General features: G+C 64.4%; 9 protein-coding genes. 7 read left to right on the forward strand and 2 right to left on the reverse strand.

Features of this window, described 5'->3' with window-relative positions:
* Nucleotides 1-71 precede the first annotated feature (71 nt).
* A complete protein-coding gene (locus tag VFV96_00450; protein HEU5068865.1) occupies nt 72-1,223 on the reverse strand; it encodes an aminotransferase class I/II-fold pyridoxal phosphate-dependent enzyme in 1,152 nt (383 codons plus the stop codon).
* 278 nt (nt 1,224-1,501) lie between these two features.
* Between VFV96_00450 and VFV96_00455 the strand changes: the two genes are divergently transcribed.
* Entirely contained in the window at nt 1,502-1,933 is a 432-nt protein-coding gene (locus tag VFV96_00455) for an Rrf2 family transcriptional regulator (protein ID HEU5068866.1), read from the forward strand.
* 119 nt (nt 1,934-2,052) lie between these two features.
* Here VFV96_00455 and VFV96_00460 read toward each other — a convergent pair whose 3' ends face one another.
* A complete protein-coding gene (locus tag VFV96_00460; protein ID HEU5068867.1) occupies nt 2,053-2,940 on the reverse strand; it encodes an AraC family transcriptional regulator in 888 nt (295 codons plus the stop codon).
* A 112-nt stretch (nt 2,941-3,052) separates the two neighbouring features.
* Between VFV96_00460 and VFV96_00465 the strand changes: the two genes are divergently transcribed.
* The 6 genes from VFV96_00465 (at nt 3,053) to VFV96_00490 (ending at nt 17,314) form a co-directional block, all read left to right on the forward strand.
* On the forward strand, nt 3,053-6,094 hold the full coding sequence (locus tag VFV96_00465) for a two-component regulator propeller domain-containing protein (protein ID HEU5068868.1): 3,042 nt from the start codon (nt 3,053-3,055) through the stop codon (nt 6,092-6,094).
* 176 nt (nt 6,095-6,270) lie between these two features.
* Nucleotides 6,271-6,903: a response regulator transcription factor gene (locus VFV96_00470; protein HEU5068869.1), complete on the forward strand. Its 633-nt coding sequence runs from the start codon at nt 6,271-6,273 to the stop codon at nt 6,901-6,903.
* 407 nt (nt 6,904-7,310) lie between these two features.
* A complete protein-coding gene (locus VFV96_00475; GenBank protein ID HEU5068870.1) occupies nt 7,311-9,704 on the forward strand; it encodes a hypothetical protein in 2,394 nt (797 codons plus the stop codon).
* Nucleotides 9,705-9,757: 53 nt separating this feature from the next.
* A complete protein-coding gene (locus tag VFV96_00480; GenBank protein HEU5068871.1) occupies nt 9,758-13,060 on the forward strand; it encodes a hypothetical protein in 3,303 nt (1,100 codons plus the stop codon).
* Nucleotides 13,061-13,142: 82 nt separating this feature from the next.
* Nucleotides 13,143-13,949 (forward strand): prepilin-type N-terminal cleavage/methylation domain-containing protein, encoded by an 807-nt coding sequence (locus VFV96_00485; protein HEU5068872.1) that lies wholly within the window; start codon nt 13,143-13,145, stop codon nt 13,947-13,949.
* A gap of 59 nt (nt 13,950-14,008) precedes the next feature.
* Complete coding sequence (locus tag VFV96_00490; GenBank protein ID HEU5068873.1) at nt 14,009-17,314, forward strand: autotransporter-associated beta strand repeat-containing protein; 3,306 nt, start codon at nt 14,009-14,011, stop codon at nt 17,312-17,314.
* The last annotated feature ends 12 nt before the right edge of the window (nt 17,315-17,326 follow it).

Here is a 17,326-nt window from a genome sequence, read left to right on the forward strand (position 1 = left end):
CCGGTTCACGAGAAACACAATCGAACGGGCCATCATCGCGGAGCCTGCGGGGCCGACGCTTTCAAGGCGCGTCATGCTTTTCCCAGCGCTTGGGCAAAATCCGCAATCAGGTCGGCGGTGTCTTCGATTCCGACGGAAGCCCGCACCAGCCCGTCGCTGATGCCGGCCCGACTCCGTTCGGCCGGGGAAAGGGTGCGGTGCGACGTGCGCGAAGGAACGCAGATCAGGCTTTCCACGCCGCCGAGGCTCAACGCCGGCAGGAACAGCTTCAGCCGTTCGAGCAGGGCATCCACCCGACCGGCATCGTGCAATTCAAAGGACAGCATCCCGCCGAACCCGCGCATCTGACGCGCTGCCAGCGTGTGGTCGGGGTGCGCGGGCAGGCCGGGATAGTTGACCCGCGCCACAGCCGGGTGGGCTTCGAGAAAACGTGCCAGCGCGAGGGCGTTTTCGTTGTGCCGTTGCACGCGCACGGCCAGCGTTTTCAGGCCGCGTTCCAGCTGCGCGCAGGCAAAGGCATCAAGCATCCCGCCGAAGTTTACCGCGCTCGCCTTGACCCGTTGGACGATTCCAGCCGAGGCCACCACCACGCCGGCGTTCAAATCGCTGTGCCCGTTCAAATACTTCGTGGCGCTGTGGACCACCACGTCAATGCCGAGGGCGAGTGGATTCTGGTTGATCGGCGTGGCGAAGGTGTTGTCAACCACCGTCAGAATGCCCCGGCTCCTGCCCAACCGGCCGATCGCCTCGAGGTCCACGCAATGCAGCAGCGGGTTGGAGGGCGATTCGACATAAACCAGCCGGGTTTCGGGCCGCACGGAAGCGGCGAACTCGGCGGCGTTCGCACCCCAGGAAAGTTGGACGCCCAGCCGTTGCAACTCCCGCGTGACGAATTGCATGGTGCCGCCGTAGAGATCGCTCTGGAAAATTGCGTGGTCGCCCGGCTGAAGATGGGCCAGCAGCAACGTGGCGATGGCCGCCATGCCCGAGCCGAACACCACCGCCGCCTCGCCGCCCTCCAAGGCGGCCAGCTTGCGGTTTATGACCTCCTGATTGGGCGTGTTGAAGTAACGCGGATAAATGTTTTCATTGGCCGGATTGGGAAACGCATAGGCCGTCGAGGTGAAGACCGGACTGCACGCGCCTCCCGTGACAGTGTCCCGGTGCGTGCCCGCGTGGATGCACCGGGTGGAGAAGCCGCCGCGATGAGGATGGGTGTTCATGAGATTGAGAACGGTGCCCGCCGCCGATGCGCTCGAACCGCGCGCCCAGGCACCCTGCGACAGGGGACATTGTCCTGCTGGTGGGCGTGCGGGCACATGGGCTCCGGCAGTTTCAGCGGGGCTGTCCGGTCTGCGGCGGTTGACGTCGGCCAATTCAAATCTGCATTTCCGTTTTGGTCGCCGTGGTCGGCACGCCCGGGCGTAAAAATGCCCTTGGCAAAAGATGTATTACAAGTCCATCTTTGGATGGCAAGCTTCATTTTGACCACCGGCAAATCATGCAACTCAGCGCTTATTCCGATTATTCCATGCGGGTGCTCATGCAGGCCGCCCTGCGCAGTCCGGAACGCGTCACCGTTGATCAAGTGGCGGAAACCTTCGGCATTTCACGCCATCATCTGGTCAAGGTGGTGCATGATCTCGGGCAGCATCATTATCTCCAGACGTTTCGCGGCATCGGTGGCGGCTTCACGCTCGCCCGTCCGCCCGCGGACATTCGCCTGGGCGATGTCGTCCGTCTGGGCGAGGAGCAGGAAACCGTCATTGATTGCAAGGACGGTTCGAGACGCTCGTGCCGGCTGTCGCCGGCCTGCCGCCTCAAGGGGGTTCTGGACGAAGCGGCCGCCGCCTTTTTCGAGGTTCTGGACAATTACACGCTGGCGGATGTTGTGAAACAGCCCGCGCGGATGCGTGGTGTGCTCGGCCTGTAAATTTTGTCCGGCGGGCATTCCGATGGGAATGTGGTAAGCCGTGCGGCTCCGCATCGCATGGTGTCATGCCGAACTCCGCCGGTCCGCGTTGGCCGTGGGGGCATTCGGCGCACGACGATCTACGGGTTGGAAACGCCATTAGATTCGCGCCGGGGGGAGGTTTGGCGGAATGCGCCGGGCGTGCGCCCGGTGTAGCGGCGGAAGACGGTGCTGAAATACTGGCTCGAGTTGAAGCCGACGGAGAGGGCGATGTCCGTCACGGACAACGTCGTCCGGCGCAGCAGATGGCAGGCGTTTTCCATGCGGACGCGTTGCAGGTAATCATTCGGTGTGAGTCCCATTTCGGCCTTGAAGAGTTCGAAGGTTCGGGAGCGGCTGTAGCCGAGGTGCCGTGCCAGCGTCGCCATGGAAACGGGTTCCGCGTGATGCTGCCGGAGAAAGTTCACGGCGGCCGCCGCAATCTCCCGGGGCATGCGGGCTGGCGACAGGATCTGACGCACCGTTTCCAGCAGGGCACCACAGATGAGGTTGCGCAGCTTGGCCTGCGTCACGGTGTCCTGGGGACGCCGCCAGTAACCCGCGGTTTCATCCATCAGCTGACGGAGCGTCCAGCGCAGGCTGGAATTGAATGAATGGACCGTCATCACCGACTGGCGGAGCGACTGGCCCAGACGAACCGCGTCGGCACGCGTGAAGGGTGAATTTCTCCATGGCAGGACGGGCTGCGAACTGAGCACCAGCCCGCAGATCCGGCAGGGCGAACGCACGTTGTGGCGGCCCCGGTGCACGGCGCGCGGCGGCACAATCAGGAACTCACCGCCGCGCAATTCCACCGCGCCATGCGCACGGAATTCATAAGTGGTGGCCCCCTCCAGGAGAAACAGGATCTCGAAGCCGGCATGTTTGTGCCACAGGACGCGGCTGGCGTTGTCGCGCTGCATCACGCCCATCTGTTGCAGGAGATCAAGGTTGATTGATTTTCCGAGCAGCTTTTCCGGGTGAGGCATGAGACCATGCTGGCCTGCGCGGGCACCCGGCGGCACCCCCTCAAACGGAGGGGGCATCAGGTTGCTTTTCCACTGGTTTTGGTGCGGGCTTTGGTGCTCATTGAATTGCGTTGTGCTTCCACCGTTGCGTTCAGGATTTGCGGTCGCGCTGCGCCGCGTGTGTGCGGCCGGCTGCGGCGTGTTGCTGACCGGCGCGGTCGCCGCCGGGGCGGCACCCGTGCGCCCCGGTCTGGCGGAATACCTGATCGACACCTGGCAGACGAGTGACGGGCTGCCGCACAATTCAGTGAACGGGCTGGCCGTGGGGCCGGACGGCTACCTGTGGGTGGCCACCGCGGGCGGGGTGGCCCGGTTTGATGGGGTGCAGTTCACGGCCTATCGTGCGGGCGAAACCGGTTTGCCGGACAGCCGCGCGCTCGCCTTGTTCGTGGATCACCAGCAGCAACTTTGGGCCGGTGTCGTCGGCGGTTGTGCCCGGTGGACAAATGGGGGCTGGCGTGGCATCGCGCTGGCGGCGGACGGGGTGCCAGGTGACGTGCGCGCGTTTGCCGAGGATGCGGCCGGTGATTTTTGGTTTGGATCGAACACGGGCCTTGACCGCTGGCGCGACGGGGTGCGCGAGCATTTCACGCCGCCGCGCGGCCCGGCGGAAGCGGTTCGTTCGCTCCTGCTGCAACCGGATGGCACCCTGCTCGTGCTGACGGTGGCGAGTCTTTATGAATTTCGCGACGGCACGTTTCGCGGGTTCGACGGGATTGCCACCGCGACAGGCGGCCGGGAGCTTTGGACGCTCGGCCGCGATCAGCACGGCGCCGTGTGGGTGGGAGGCAACAACGTGCTGCTGCGGCGCGAGGGCGACCACTGGACGCCCATGGACGCCGGAGACGCCTCGCTCGACGGTCATCACGTGGCTTTCCTCGCGGCCCGCAATGGCGACATCTGGGTGGCCACGCGCAATCGCGGAGTGCACCGCTGGCGCGCCGGGCACTGGTTGCATCTCTCCACGGAAAACGGCCTGGCGCACGATGACGTGCGCGCCTTGTGCGAAGACGCGCAGGGCGACATCTGGATCGGCTCGAACGGCGGCGGCCTGAACCGGCTCAAGCCACGGCATCTTGAAGTCCTCTCCCGCGAAAGCGGACTCGGGCATCACGTGACTTCAGCCCTCACGCAAAGCCCCGATGGCACAGTGTGGATCGGCACTGACGGGGGCGGCGTCTGGCGCTATGCCGCCGGTGCAGTGGAGCCGTTCCACAGCGAACCCGGTTTCGTGCCGGATGCGTTTGTCTGGTCGTTGTGCGCCACGCACGATGGCGCATTGTGGCTGGGCACGTTCAATCAGGGCTTGTTCCGGCGCGATGCCACCGGCGTGCAACAATACTTGAACTCGCACGGCCTGGAGAGCACGTGGCTGACGGCGCTGTTTGAGGACCGGGCTGGGGGCGTGTGGGTGGGCACCCATCCGGGCGGTGTGTTTCGTTTTGATGGCACCAACTTTGCGGGCGTTCGCCGGGTGGACACCGGCCGGCATGCGGCCATCACGGCTTTCGCCGAAACGCATGACGGAACGATCTGGATCGGCACCGGCGGCGACGGTTTGATGTGCTGGGCCGGCGGACAACTGACCTGGTTGCGGGCGACCAACGGAACGCCCGGCAACAACGTCGCGGCGCTGCACGAGGATGCGGCCGGAACGCTCTGGATCGGCAGCGGCGCCGCCGGTCTGGGCTGGCTGGCCAACGGGCGTTTTGGCCGGATCACCCGTCGCGATGGCCTGCCGGATGACGCCGTTCTCCAAATTCAAAGCGATGCGGCCGGCAACCTGTGGCTGGGCGGCAATCTCGGTTTGACGCGCGTCAGCCGGGCGTCCTTGGACGCCTTTTGCGCGGGTCGCAGCCCGCGCATCACCGCCGTGCTTTACGACCGGAGCGACGGGTTGCCGACGACGCAATTCGTGTCCGAGCACGCCCCGTTGTCGCTCCGCGCCGCCGATGGGGCGCTGTGGTTTTCCCTGGCGAGCGGCGTGGTGCGGGTGGATCCGGCGAAGGTCGCGACCCAGACCAACGCTCCGTGTCTGGTCATCGAAGAGGTGCAGGCCGGGGACCAGTCCCTGCTGCCCGCACCGGTGCGCAGCGATGCCGTTCCACAGTCCGTGGCGCCGCTTGCCGTTCCCGCCGGGTTGAACAACCTGGAATTTCATTACACGGCGCTGGATCTGGCCAATCCCGGCAAGCTCCGCTTCATGCACAAGCTCGAGGGGCTGGACGCAGACTGGCAGCTCGCCGGCGCGCAACGCGTGGCCAATTACCGGTTCGTGCCGCCGGGGAGCTATCACTTCCGCCTCCGGGCGCGCAACGGAGAAGGCGTGTGGACCGAGCCGGGCGTGGCCGTCGCGTTGCGGGTGTTGCCGCATTTCTGGCAAACGTGGTGGTTCCGCATCGCGATGTTCCTGCTGGCCGCGGCGGGAGTGGCCGCCGGTGTGCGCCGGGTCTCCCTGCGCCGGCTGCAATTGCGCCTGGCGCGGGCGGAACAGGAACGGCGCGTGCATCAGGAACGGGCACGCATCGCCCAGGATTTGCATGATGATCTGGGCAGCAGCCTGACCGAGATCAGCTTTCTCGGAGCGCTGCCGCGCACGGAGGCATTGTCATCCGAGGCTTTGCGGGAGCGGCTGGGGGCAATTGTGCAACGTTCGGCGCGGCTGACCAAGGCGCTCGACCAAATTGTCTGGGCGGTGAATCCGGCCAACGACACGTTGTCGGCCACGGTCAATTATCTCTGCTCGCGCGTTCAGGAAAGCCTGCGGGCGGCGGCGGTTCGTTGCCGGCTCGACGTGGCGGACAACCTGCCCGAAGTCAACCTGCGGGCCGAGGTGCGGAACAATCTGCTGCTCGCCGCGAACGAGGCCATCAACAACGCGATGAAATACGCCGGCGCCACCGAAATCTGGCTGCGCGTGCACGTGCGCGAAGGCCGCCTGGAAGTCGTGGTGGAGGACAACGGCCGTGGGTTCGTGGTCGCGGCGGTGGCCGACGCGGGCAATGGCCTCGGGAACATGCGCCGCCGGTTGCGGGAGATTGGCGGAGACTGCGCGGTGCAAAGCACGCTGGGACATGGCACGAGCGTGAGCTTCCGCATGCCGTTGCCCGACTGAGGCCGGCGGGTCCGGCATCCGGCACGGGCAATGTCGCGAAACCATCCGCTTGGGGGGCTGTCGCTTCGGCGCGCGGGCGGGACACTGGCCGCGTGAACTCGAGTGACGACGCGGTGGCCGGGGGATCGGGATTTTCGCCTGCCCGTCCGGGCGGAGTTGTGTATGGTGAATTGCGCATGCCCCGAATCGCCATCGTGGAAGACAATCGCGTCATTCGCGAGAGCCTGGAAAAGCTCGTCAATGAACTGCCCGGCTACCGCTGCGTGTGCGCCTGCGACAGCGCCGAGGACGCCTTGCGGGAGATTCCCCGGCACACCCCGGACATTGTGATGATGGACATCCATCTGCCGAACATGTCGGGCATCCAATGCGCGGCCAGCTTGAAGCAGCGGTTCCCCGAATTCCAAATTCTCATGCTCACGGTGTATGAGGACGAGGACAAAATCTTCCGTGCCCTGCAGGCCGGCGCGTCCGGATACATTCTCAAGCGGAATGGAACGGATGAAATCATCGAGGCGCTCGAGGAACTGCGGCAGGGCGGGGCGCCCATGACCAGCGCCATTGCCCGCAAGGTCGTCGCCTCCTTCCGCAGCAAACCCGCGGCGGCGGCGATGCCGCATTTGTCGCGGCGCGAAACCGAGATTCTCGATTGCCTGACGCGCGGGCTGGCGAACAAGGAAATCGCCGATCAACTCAACATCAGCGTTGCCACGACGCGGTGGCACCTGAAACAAATCTATGAAAAGCTTCATGTGCGCAGCCGCACGGAAGCAGCCATGAAATTCGTCGGGGCGCAGTCAAAGGTTTGACGCGCTGTTCAACGCCGGGGCTGCGCCCTTCTTCCGTCCGCTGCTTCACCAGCGGCTTCGTCCCGCCGACCTATCCTGCATGCCGACACCGATCCGCCGGGCTGGCGGCGTTCCCAACTCTCCCGCGACGTGCTCGCCATCCATCGGCCCGGCGGCCGCGGAAACCATCACTTTGGGGGGGTGAAGCCGGCGCGAAGGCTGGTTAAAGTGGAATCATGTTCACCTCGCCCGTCATGCAATTGCGCCCGGCCGGTCCGGCTGTGGTTGGCAAGGCTGGCGTGTGCAAAATAGTCCGGTGGACGATCTCAAACGACAACTGCGTTCATGCGTGCAACGATGCAGCATCCAAAAACGGCCGCCGGCCGGGCACGGCTGCTCGCAGCGCCCGGGACCGCATTGCCTGATTGATGATGACTTCTTCCCAACCGCAACTTTGTTTCGTCGGCCTCGCCATCGGCGTGCTGATGGCTGGTCTGGGCGCGGCTCGCGCAACCACGGATGTGCTGGTCTCCGACGGTTTGAACAACGCCGTGCGCGCCTATCACGTCACCGATACGAACTGGGTTTATACGGGTGTGTTCGCGGCGGGCGATTATGCCGGTGCGCCGCTGACCACGCCCGCCGGCCTGGCGCAGGACGCGGCGGGCAACCTCTATGTGGCCGAGGCGGTGACGAACGGCCGCGTGCTGTGTTTTGACACCAATGGCGTTTATCTCGGCGCTCTTGGGACCAACGGAGTGCAGTTTGCGGGTGGCAACGCGCAGGCGCTCGTCCTCGGGCCGGACGGCAATCTGTATTTGTCACTTGCGTTTGGCACGGCTACGGGCAACTGCGTGTATCGCTGCGATCTTCACACCCGCGCGTGGAGCGTGTTCGTGCCCAACAGCGGCGCTGGTTATTCGTTGAACACGCCGCGCGGTCTGGCGTTTGCCGATGATGGGAATCTTTACCTGGCGGACCGGCAGAACAACGCGATTCGCAAATTCAGCGGCGCCACCGGCGCGTTTCTCGGCAATCTCGTCACCGCCACGAGCCCGCAGGCGCTGTTCTGGGATGCCGTCAGCAACCGGTTTTTAATGAGCCGCACGTTTACCGGCGTGCTGGAGAGCATCACCCCGGGCGGAGTGGTGGCGCCGGTTTACACGCAGTCCGGCTCCGACAGTTTTCTGGGCGTGAATCGCGTGGAGGGACGCATCGCGTTTACCCGCTACGGTTCGGGACGGGTGGATTTGGTGGCGAACACCAACGCGGTCACGCCGGTGGTGAAGTTTCTCAACGGGCCATCGTATTTGCTCGCCGCCACGCTGGGGCCGCGCTCGCCGGTGAAGGCCAACGGCTGCCCTGATTTGCCGGGCGTGCCGATTTATTACAGCCCCAACAACACGGGCCGCTACCTGGGTTCGCCCGCGCTGGTCATTTTGCCGAACGGAGATTACCTCGCTTCGCACGATTACTTTGGCGGCGGCTCCTCGCAGACCACGCTGGGCCAGACCTTCCTGTATCGGTCCCCGGACCGGGGCACCAACTGGTCGCGGCTGGGCCAGATCAACGAAATGGTTGCCGGCGCCGCGGACGACGACGGCACGTTTTGGAATCATTTCCTGCAAATCAACGGCGCGCTTTACTCCCTCGGCAACGCCAACAGCAGCGCCACTGGTTACATGGTCATCCGCCGCTCGACCGACAACGGCGCGACGTGGACGTCCGTCAGCGACGGGCCTGACAACACGGGACGCCTGTTCGCCGGCCAAATGTGGGGGCCGGGACATGATTACGTCCTCAAACATGGCCGGGTTTGGCTGGCAGCGGAGCGCAGTCACGGCAGCGCGTTTGGCGACAATTTCATTGCGGCCATTTCTGCGCCGACGAATTCCGATTTGCTGGCGCCGACCAACTGGGCATTGTCCTCAACGGTCGTGCGGGACACCAACTGGCTGGGCGGCACGTTCCGCGGCTGGCTCGAAGGCAACACGGTGGAAGATCCGCTCGGCGGGTTGGTGCTGGTGATGCGCGTGGACAACCGTTACCCGAACGGCGCCGCGATTGGCGGCAAGGCGGCGGTCATCCGGGTGCAATACAACGCCGGCACGGGCGCCGCGACGACCGCCTTCAGCGGCGGTGATTTTGATCCGACTGATCCGAGCAGCAGCGGATTCATTGATTTTCCCGGTGGCACCACGCGCTTCACCATCCGGTTTGATCCCGTTTCGCAACGGTATTGGACGCTGTGCAATTACATTCCGCGCAAGTTCCGCAACGCCGCCTACAACGCCGAGCGGTTCCGCGGCATCCTGGCGCTGGCCAGCTCGCCCAACCTGAATGACTGGACCGTCGAACGCATCGTCATGGCGGACGGGCGGCTTTACAGCGACGACGCCACGGTGGTGGCTTCCGCCTTCAACGGAAATCAAACGCGGTTCGGTTTTCAATACGCGGACTGGCAGTTCGACGGGGCGGATCTCGTGGCCACGGTGCGCACGGCGTTTTGCGACGATTACGGCGATCCGGCCATCGGGCACAACGCGAACTATTACCTGTTTCGCCGCGTGGAAAATTTTCGCGTGAACGCCGGCCCGGGCGCGGTGCGCATTCGGGCGCTTGACCACGCGCCGGCCACGGGCACGAGCCTGATTGCCTGCGGCACGCGGCCGGCGCGGCTGTATCACGTGGAATGGTCCGATGACCTGCACACGTGGCAGGACGCGGGACAGTCGTGGGAGGGCACGGGGGAGGAAGCCACGTTTGCCGTCACCGGCCAGTTGGCGAACGTTCGTTACTATCGCGTGGTCGAGACGCCCTGAAGCCGGCCAATGTTCCTGCATTTCTGTCAACGATCAACAACCAGTAACAAACCATGAAAAGAACCATCCCTAGCATCAACAGTCACGCCGCCCCGGTGGTGAACGGCGGCCCGGCGGCCGGCCCGATCGCCGGTTTCGGAGCTGCATCCAACGGCAATTTGCTCATGAAACCCGTAAAAATCCTCCTCGCCATGCTCGGTTTGGGCGCGCTGTTGACGACGGTGACGGCGCACGCCGGCCGGTTCGCATTGGTGGCCGACCAGAACAACGCGCGGGTGGTTTTGTTCTATGTCAACGGGCAGACGTGGACTTACGTGAAAAACTTCGCCGACACTTCCACGCCCACGGGTGACGCGGCGCCGTTCACGAAGCCCACGGCGGTTGCGCAGGATCCGCAAGGCCGCATCTACGTGAGCGACCAGACCACAACCGCTGGCCAGAACCGCGTTTTGCGTTTCGACACCAACGGCGTGTTCCTCGACCTGGTGGGTGACGCAACCACCGGGCTGAACGGATTCAATGTGCCGGGCAGCGGCCTGGACGACATGATTTGCGGTCCGGACGGGAACCTTTATGGCACGGTCGCCTTCGGGGCGCCGGGCCAGATTTGGAAATACGTTGTTGCCAGCAACCAGTGGACGCAGCTGGTGGTCAGCAACGCCGCGGTCCGGCTGAACGCGCCGCGCGGCCTGGACTTCGGCCCGGACAACAATCTTTACGTCTGCAACCGGCAATATGGCAACATGCTGGTCTTTGATACGAACGGCACTTTCCTGCGCACCAACGCGGTCTTCTCCGGCACCTACCTAACCACGCCCATGGGCTTGCGCTGGGATCCGGTTGGCAGCCGGTTCATCTGCACCTCGGGCAACGGCGGCTCGGTGGTCTGCGCCTGCACGACCAACGGCGTGCTGAGCCTGATCACCGCGCAACAGCCCAGCGGCGATTCCACCAAGAAGAACATTCTCGGGGTGCTGGCGGATGGCACCAACGTCTTCTACGGCAGTTTCTCTTCGCCGGGACACATCTATTTGTGCAACAACACGAGCACCACATCCGTGACGCCAGTGGATGCGGGCACCACGCCCACGCTGAGCAGTTCGCTTTACATGAACTACGCCGTCGGCTTCGGCTTGGGAAGCCTGCAAAGCGTGACGTTGAGCGTGACCCGCACGAACATGCTGGCCGGGACCGTGCAACAGGCGCATTTCACGGGCGATTACGTCGCCCAGTCCGGCGTGGACTTGAGCACCGACCCGAACACGGTGTGGAGTTCGAGCGATCCCGGAGTGCTGACCGTCTCCCCGCAGGGATTGTTGACGGCGGTCGGTCTGGGTTCGGCGACGCTCTCGGTCACGAATGGCGCGTTTAACGCCGCCACCAACATCACCGTCGTTCCGTTGACGACGACCTTGATTCACCGCTACAGCTTCACCAGCGACGCCAATGATTCGGTCGGCACGGCCAACGGCACGGTGTCCGGCTTCAGCTACAGCTATGCCAACGGCCAGCTCGCCCTGGCGCCGACGAGCCAATACGACTACACCTACGTCGATTTCGGCCCGAGCCTCATCAGCGGCAACGACGCCCTGACGTTCGAGGCGTGGGCCAGCTTTGGCACCAACTACAATTGGGCCCGGCTCTTTGACTTCGGTGACAACGACGGCATCAACGGCACCGCCTACGTCGCGCTCACGCCGCACAGCGCGTCGGGCACCACGCGCGTGGCGCTGAAGACCGGCGCGGGCGGCGAAGTGGCTGTCGATGCCCCCGGCACCCTGGACAACAAGACCAACGTGCACATTGTGGCGGTGGTGCATCCGCTGGGCGGCACCATCAAACTGTATTTGAACGGCGTGCTCGCGGCGCAAAAGACGAACATCACCGGCCAGGATCTCGCCGGCATTGTGGACAACTACAACTACCTCGGCCGTTCCCAGTTCTACGTGGACCCTGCGGCCACCGAGTCGATTGATGAGTTCCGCGTTTACTCGGGCGTGCTGGACGCAACCAATGTGGCGTTCCACTACGCGGCCGGGCCGGACAACGTGGTGAGCGATCCCGGTGCGTTGCAGTCCGTATCGCTGGCGCTGAACACCAACATGCTGCAACAAGGCCAGCAGACGGTGCTCGCCTACGGCACGTTTGCCAACGTGTCCGGCGTGCCGTTGAACAACTTCAGCGGCGTGAGCTTCACTTCCAGCGACACCAACGTGTTTACGGTGAGCGCCTCCGGCGTGGTGCGGGCGGTGGGCTATGGCACGGCCACGATCACGGTCAGCTACGGCGACCAATCGGCCTCCTACGCTGTCACCAGCGAGCCGCTGCCGCAAACGAGCTACCTGGTCACGGATGGCGCGGGCAATCGCGTGCTGCAATACAGCGGCGTGGGCACGAACTGGATGCTGACCAAGGTGTTCGCCGCCGGCACCTATGACGGCCTGCCCATGACGGAACCCATCGGCGTCGTGCAGGATCCGGCGGGCAATGTGTATGTCTCCGATGGTGCCAATGGCGGGCGGGTTTTGAAGTTCGCGGCGAGCGGTGACTACCTCGGTTCGCTGGGCACCAACGGCGTGGATTACTTCGCCAGTCCGGCCAACGCGCTGACGGTGGACGCGGCCGGCAGCATCTACATGGCCACGCCGTTTGGGACGAACAACGTGATGAAGTATGACACCATCGCGGGCACGTGGTCGGAGTTTGTGCCCACGACGGACGGCTTCAATTACACGCTGGTGAATCCGACGGGAATTGCCTTCGGGCCGGATGGCAATCTCTACGTCGCCAACCGGGGCGGCTTCAACGCGGCGAACCGGCCGGTGCACGAGTTTGACACCAACGGATTCTACCTCGGCAACCTGACAACAGGGCTGGTCGGTCCGCAGGGATTGAGCTGGGACAAGGTCAATCAGCGATTCCTGTTTTCGAACGGGGCGACGAGCATCGCGGCCATCAGCACCAACGGAGTGGTGACGACGCTTGCGGGCGGTGTCGCCGCGGATGCCGTGGGCACACTGAGTTCCGGTCCCTTCGTGTATTACGCCGATTATTCGGCGTCCGGCATTTATGCCATCACCGGTCCGTCGAGCGCGGTGCTCGTTGCGGGCGGGATCACCCACGTGCACCAGGCGATTGAGTTCGCCTTCCCGCCGAATCTCTCGCTCACCGTGGGTGGCGGCAACGTGGTGGTATCGTGGCCCTACAGCACGGGCACCTACATGCTTCAGTCCTGCGCGGACCTTGGTCTGGCCGACTGGCAGAACGTCGCGGCCACGCCCACGCAGGTGGGCAACAGCATTCAGGTCACGCTTCCGCTGACCGGCAACACGAGGTTCTTCCGTTTGAGCAATTAGTCTTCACGGTGCCCGCTGCCGGACGTTGTGTGCCGCAGCGGGCGCCCCTTTGTCACTGCAAGTGAATGAAATGAACAGGCTCATGAACCGAAATCGAACCAGGCGAACCAATCACACCGTTCAGGGATTCACCCTCATCGAACTGCTGGTCGTCATCGCCATCATCGCCATTCTGGCGGCGATGCTGCTGCCCGCGTTGTCCAAGGCGAAGGAGAAGGCCAAAACGATCAACTGCCTCAGCAACGTCAAACAACTGGCCCTCGCGGAATCCATCTACATCACGGACAACCAGGCGCCCTTTGCCTATCCGGGCGCGAGCAAGGTCTGGCTGGATGTGCTGGCCGACAGCTACGGCAAGGTGGACGAGGTGCGGCTCTGCCCGAGCACGCGCATTCCCTCGCCCCTGACCACGGCGGGCGCGGTGGACCGGACCTGGTATTGGGGCGGCCAGTCCGGCAACACCAATCACTGGGGCAGTTATCTGCTCAATGGCTGGTTTTATGCGTCGTCCACCGGCGATCCGACCCGGGACGTCAAGGTCTTCATGAAGGAGTCCCAGGTGAAACAGCCTTCGCTCGCGCCCCTCTTCGGGGACGGCATCTGGCCGGACTCGTGGCCGATGGAAACGGACCGTCCGTGGCCGAACCTGGCGACCGGCCAGCAGGCCGGACCCAACGGCGCCAATGTCTCGGCCGGCATGTGGCGTCTCATGATCGCGCGCCACCAGCGCCCCAGTCCCGTGCCGACCGGCGCGAACACGGCCAGCCCGCTGCCGGGGGCGCTGAACTTCTCGTTCTTCGATGGGCACGCCGAATCCGTGAAGCTCGAAAACCTGTGGACGCTCTACTGGCATGTTGACTGGCAGACGCCCGCGGCTCGTCCGCGCTAACCAGTGACTTCGCGATTCATGAATCAGCCGCCGCGCCAGAACGACGTTCCATCCTGCTCGTGAAACGAGGTTTAATCACCACCGCCCCACGGGCCGCCGGAAGTTCAAACGCCGTTTGGCCCGGGCTGCCGCGGCGCGTGGCCTTGCTGCTGGCCGGCTTGCTCCCGTTGATGACCTTGGCCGCGCCGCCGGCAGGCTATTACCTCGTCTGGTCCGATGAGTTCAACGGTCCGGCGCTGGACGCCGCCAAGTGGAACATCGAAACCGGCGCGCGCCGGCAGGCGGTCAACTCGGCGGCCGCCGTTTCAATGAACGGCAGCAATCTTGTCATCACCACGTTCACCAGCAGCGGCAAACATTACACGGGATTGATTCAAACTTCCGGCAAGTTCAACCCGCGTTACGGCTACACCGAGGCGAGCATCAAGTGGAGCGATGCTCCCGGCATGTGGTCGGCGTATTGGATGTGGGTTGGCACCATGACCACCGTCGGCGACGTGTCCGTCAACGGCGCGGAGATGGACGTGTGCGAACATCGGCGCCAGGACAACGGCGGCGCAAATATCAACAATCAGGTGCAGGCGAACATTCATTGGGACGGCTACGGGGCCGACGCCAAAAGCGCGGGCAGCGGCAACATTGGCAGCGGCTTGGGCAGCGGCTTTCACACCTATGGCCTGCGCTGGGATGCGTCCCAATATCGCGTTTTGATTGATGGTGCCCAGCTTTACAGCACCACGCAGGGACACTCCGACCGGTCCGAATACGTCATCCTGAGTTCCGAAGTGCAGAATGGTTCGTGGGCGGGCGATGTGCCAGCGGGCGGTTACGGCGACCTTGCCACCAGCACCACCAAAATGACCGTGGACTACGTCCGGTTTTATGCGCCCACCACCACGGTTTATTGGGCGGGCGCGGTTTCCGGCGATTGGACCAACGCGGCCAACTGGGTGGCGGGCCGTGCCCCGCAGCCGGACGACGACGTGGTGTTTTCCTATCTCGCCACCAACAACCGGGCCGCCACGCTGGCGCAGAGTTGCACCGTCGGCAGCCTGGCGTTTCTCGAGACGCCCGGCAGCGTGACGCTCGCGGGCAGTCCGCTTACCGTCGGGAGCGGCGGCATTGACGTGGTGTCCGCCGTCAACGATCCAGCGCTCAACCTGCCGCTCGTCCTCGGCGCCGCGCAAACCTGGAAGACGCGTTCTGGTCGCACGCTGATTGTCAACGGCGCGGTCAGCGGTTCGGCCAACCTCACGCTGGATGGCTACGGCAACGTGCGCCTGACCGCGCCCAATGCGCTCACCGGTAAAATTTTCGTCAATGGCGGCACGCTCGTCATCACCAACCAAAATGAGCTCGGGCCGAATCCGGGTGTTTTTACGGCGGACAAACTGACACTCAACGGCGGCGCGTTGCGCAGCGGCGAATCCGGCAGCGCGGCCAGCGTGGTCCTCGACGCCGCCAATCGCGGACTCACGCTGGGCGTCAACGGTGGCACCGTGCTGACGTTCTTCAACACGTCGCTGGCGATCAACACGCCCATCGCCGGTTCCGGCGCGCTGACCAAAGGCAGCGCCGGCACGCTGGCGCTCGGCGCGGCCAACACGTTCACCGGCGACACGCGCGTGAACGACGGCACGCTGATTTTGCAGCACCCCAACGCCCTGCAAAATTCCACCGTGGACCTGAACACCAACGACACCGGCACGCTGAATTTGAACAACCAGAATGCCGTGCTTGGCGGACTCACCGGCGGACGTGATCTCTCGCTGGCGGCGGGCGCGGTGAGCATCGGCAACAACAACGCGAATACCGCCTTTTCCGGGGCGTTGAGCGGCGGCGGACCATTGACCAAGGTGGGCACCGGCGCATTGACGTTGACCGGCGCCAACACGTTCACCGGACCCCTGCTCGTCAGCCAGGGCTTCCTCGTGGTGGGCAATGACAGCGCGCTCGGTTCGGCACCGCAACCGACGATTGTGGCGAACGGAGCCGAAGTGCGCTTTGCTACGCCCGGCCTGAACGTGTCCGAGCCGTTCACCCTGGTCGGCGCCGCGAACGGACTGCACGCGGTCGGCAGCGCGGGCGGCAGCGTGAGGTTGTCCGGGGCGGTGACGCTCACTGGCAATTCAACCATAAAGGTGGACGGCAGCGCGCCATCGTTGAATCTCGCCGGTCCGGTCAATCTGGGCAATTCCACGCTGACCATCGCGCTCGACGGCGGCACGAGCAGCTCGGGTGGCGGCCTCGCCGGCTCCGGCGGTTTGTTCAAGACGGGCGCGGGCATTTTGCGTTTGGACGCGGCCAATACGTTTGCCGGCGACATGCGAATTGCCGGCGGCACGCTGAGTCTTGCTGATGCGAATGCGTTGCAAAATTCGACCGTGGATTTGAATGCCGCCGATGCGGGCGCGCTGGATTTGAATAATTTGAACGCCGTGCTCGGCGGTTTGAAAGGCTCGCGCGACCTGGCGCTCGGCAGTGGCGTCGTGACCGTCGGCAACAATGGCCAAAGCACCACTTACGCGGGAACGCTCAGTGGCAGCGGCGCCGTCACCAAACTCGGCGAGGGCACCTGGACGCTGACCGGCAACAACACGTTTACGGGTGGCATCACGGTGGCCGGCGGAACTTTAAAACTGGCGAATGCCTCGGGCAGCGCCACCGGCTCGGGTGCGGTGCTTGTTCAAGCCGGAGGAACGTTCGCCGGCAATGGCAGCGCCAGTGGCGCGGTCACGGTCTACGGCACGCTGGCGCCAGGCGATGGGGTGGGCGCCTCGACCACCGGTGCGGAAACGTGGAGTGGCGGCGGGCGCTACGCCTGGGAACTGAATGACGCCAGTCGCGACGGCGATACGTTGACCGTGAACGGTTCGTTGAATGTCACCGCCACGCCGGCCAGCCGGTTTGTCATCAAAGTCATTTCACTCGCCGGCAGCGTGCCCGGACCGGCGGCGGGATTTGACAATCAAACGGCCTACACGTGGACGCTGGCGAACGTCATCGGCGGCGTGACCGGGTTTGATCCGAGCGCGTTCACCGTTGACCCGAGTGCCTTCAGCAACGATTTGGGCGGCGGGGCGTTCACCGTGGAAACCGCGGGCAGCGCGGTCGTGCTCAAATTTCATCCGAACACCGGCGCGCCGAAATTCACCAGTGGCGCGGCGGCGAGCGGCGCGTTTGAATTGCAGGCGCAAGGTGTGCCGGGCAAAAGCTATTTTCTGCAAATGGCCACCAACTTCGTTCCGCCCGTGACGTGGAGCACCGTCACGAATCTGACGGCGGATGGGCAGGGCGAAGTCCGGTTCACCGACCCAGACACCGCCGGCGCCGCGCAGCGGTTTTACCGGCTGGCAACACCGTGATGGCTTGAAGTG

The sequence above is a fragment of the Verrucomicrobiia bacterium genome (genome assembly GCA_035765895.1).
GTDB lineage: Bacteria > Verrucomicrobiota > Verrucomicrobiia > Limisphaerales > DSYF01 > DSYF01.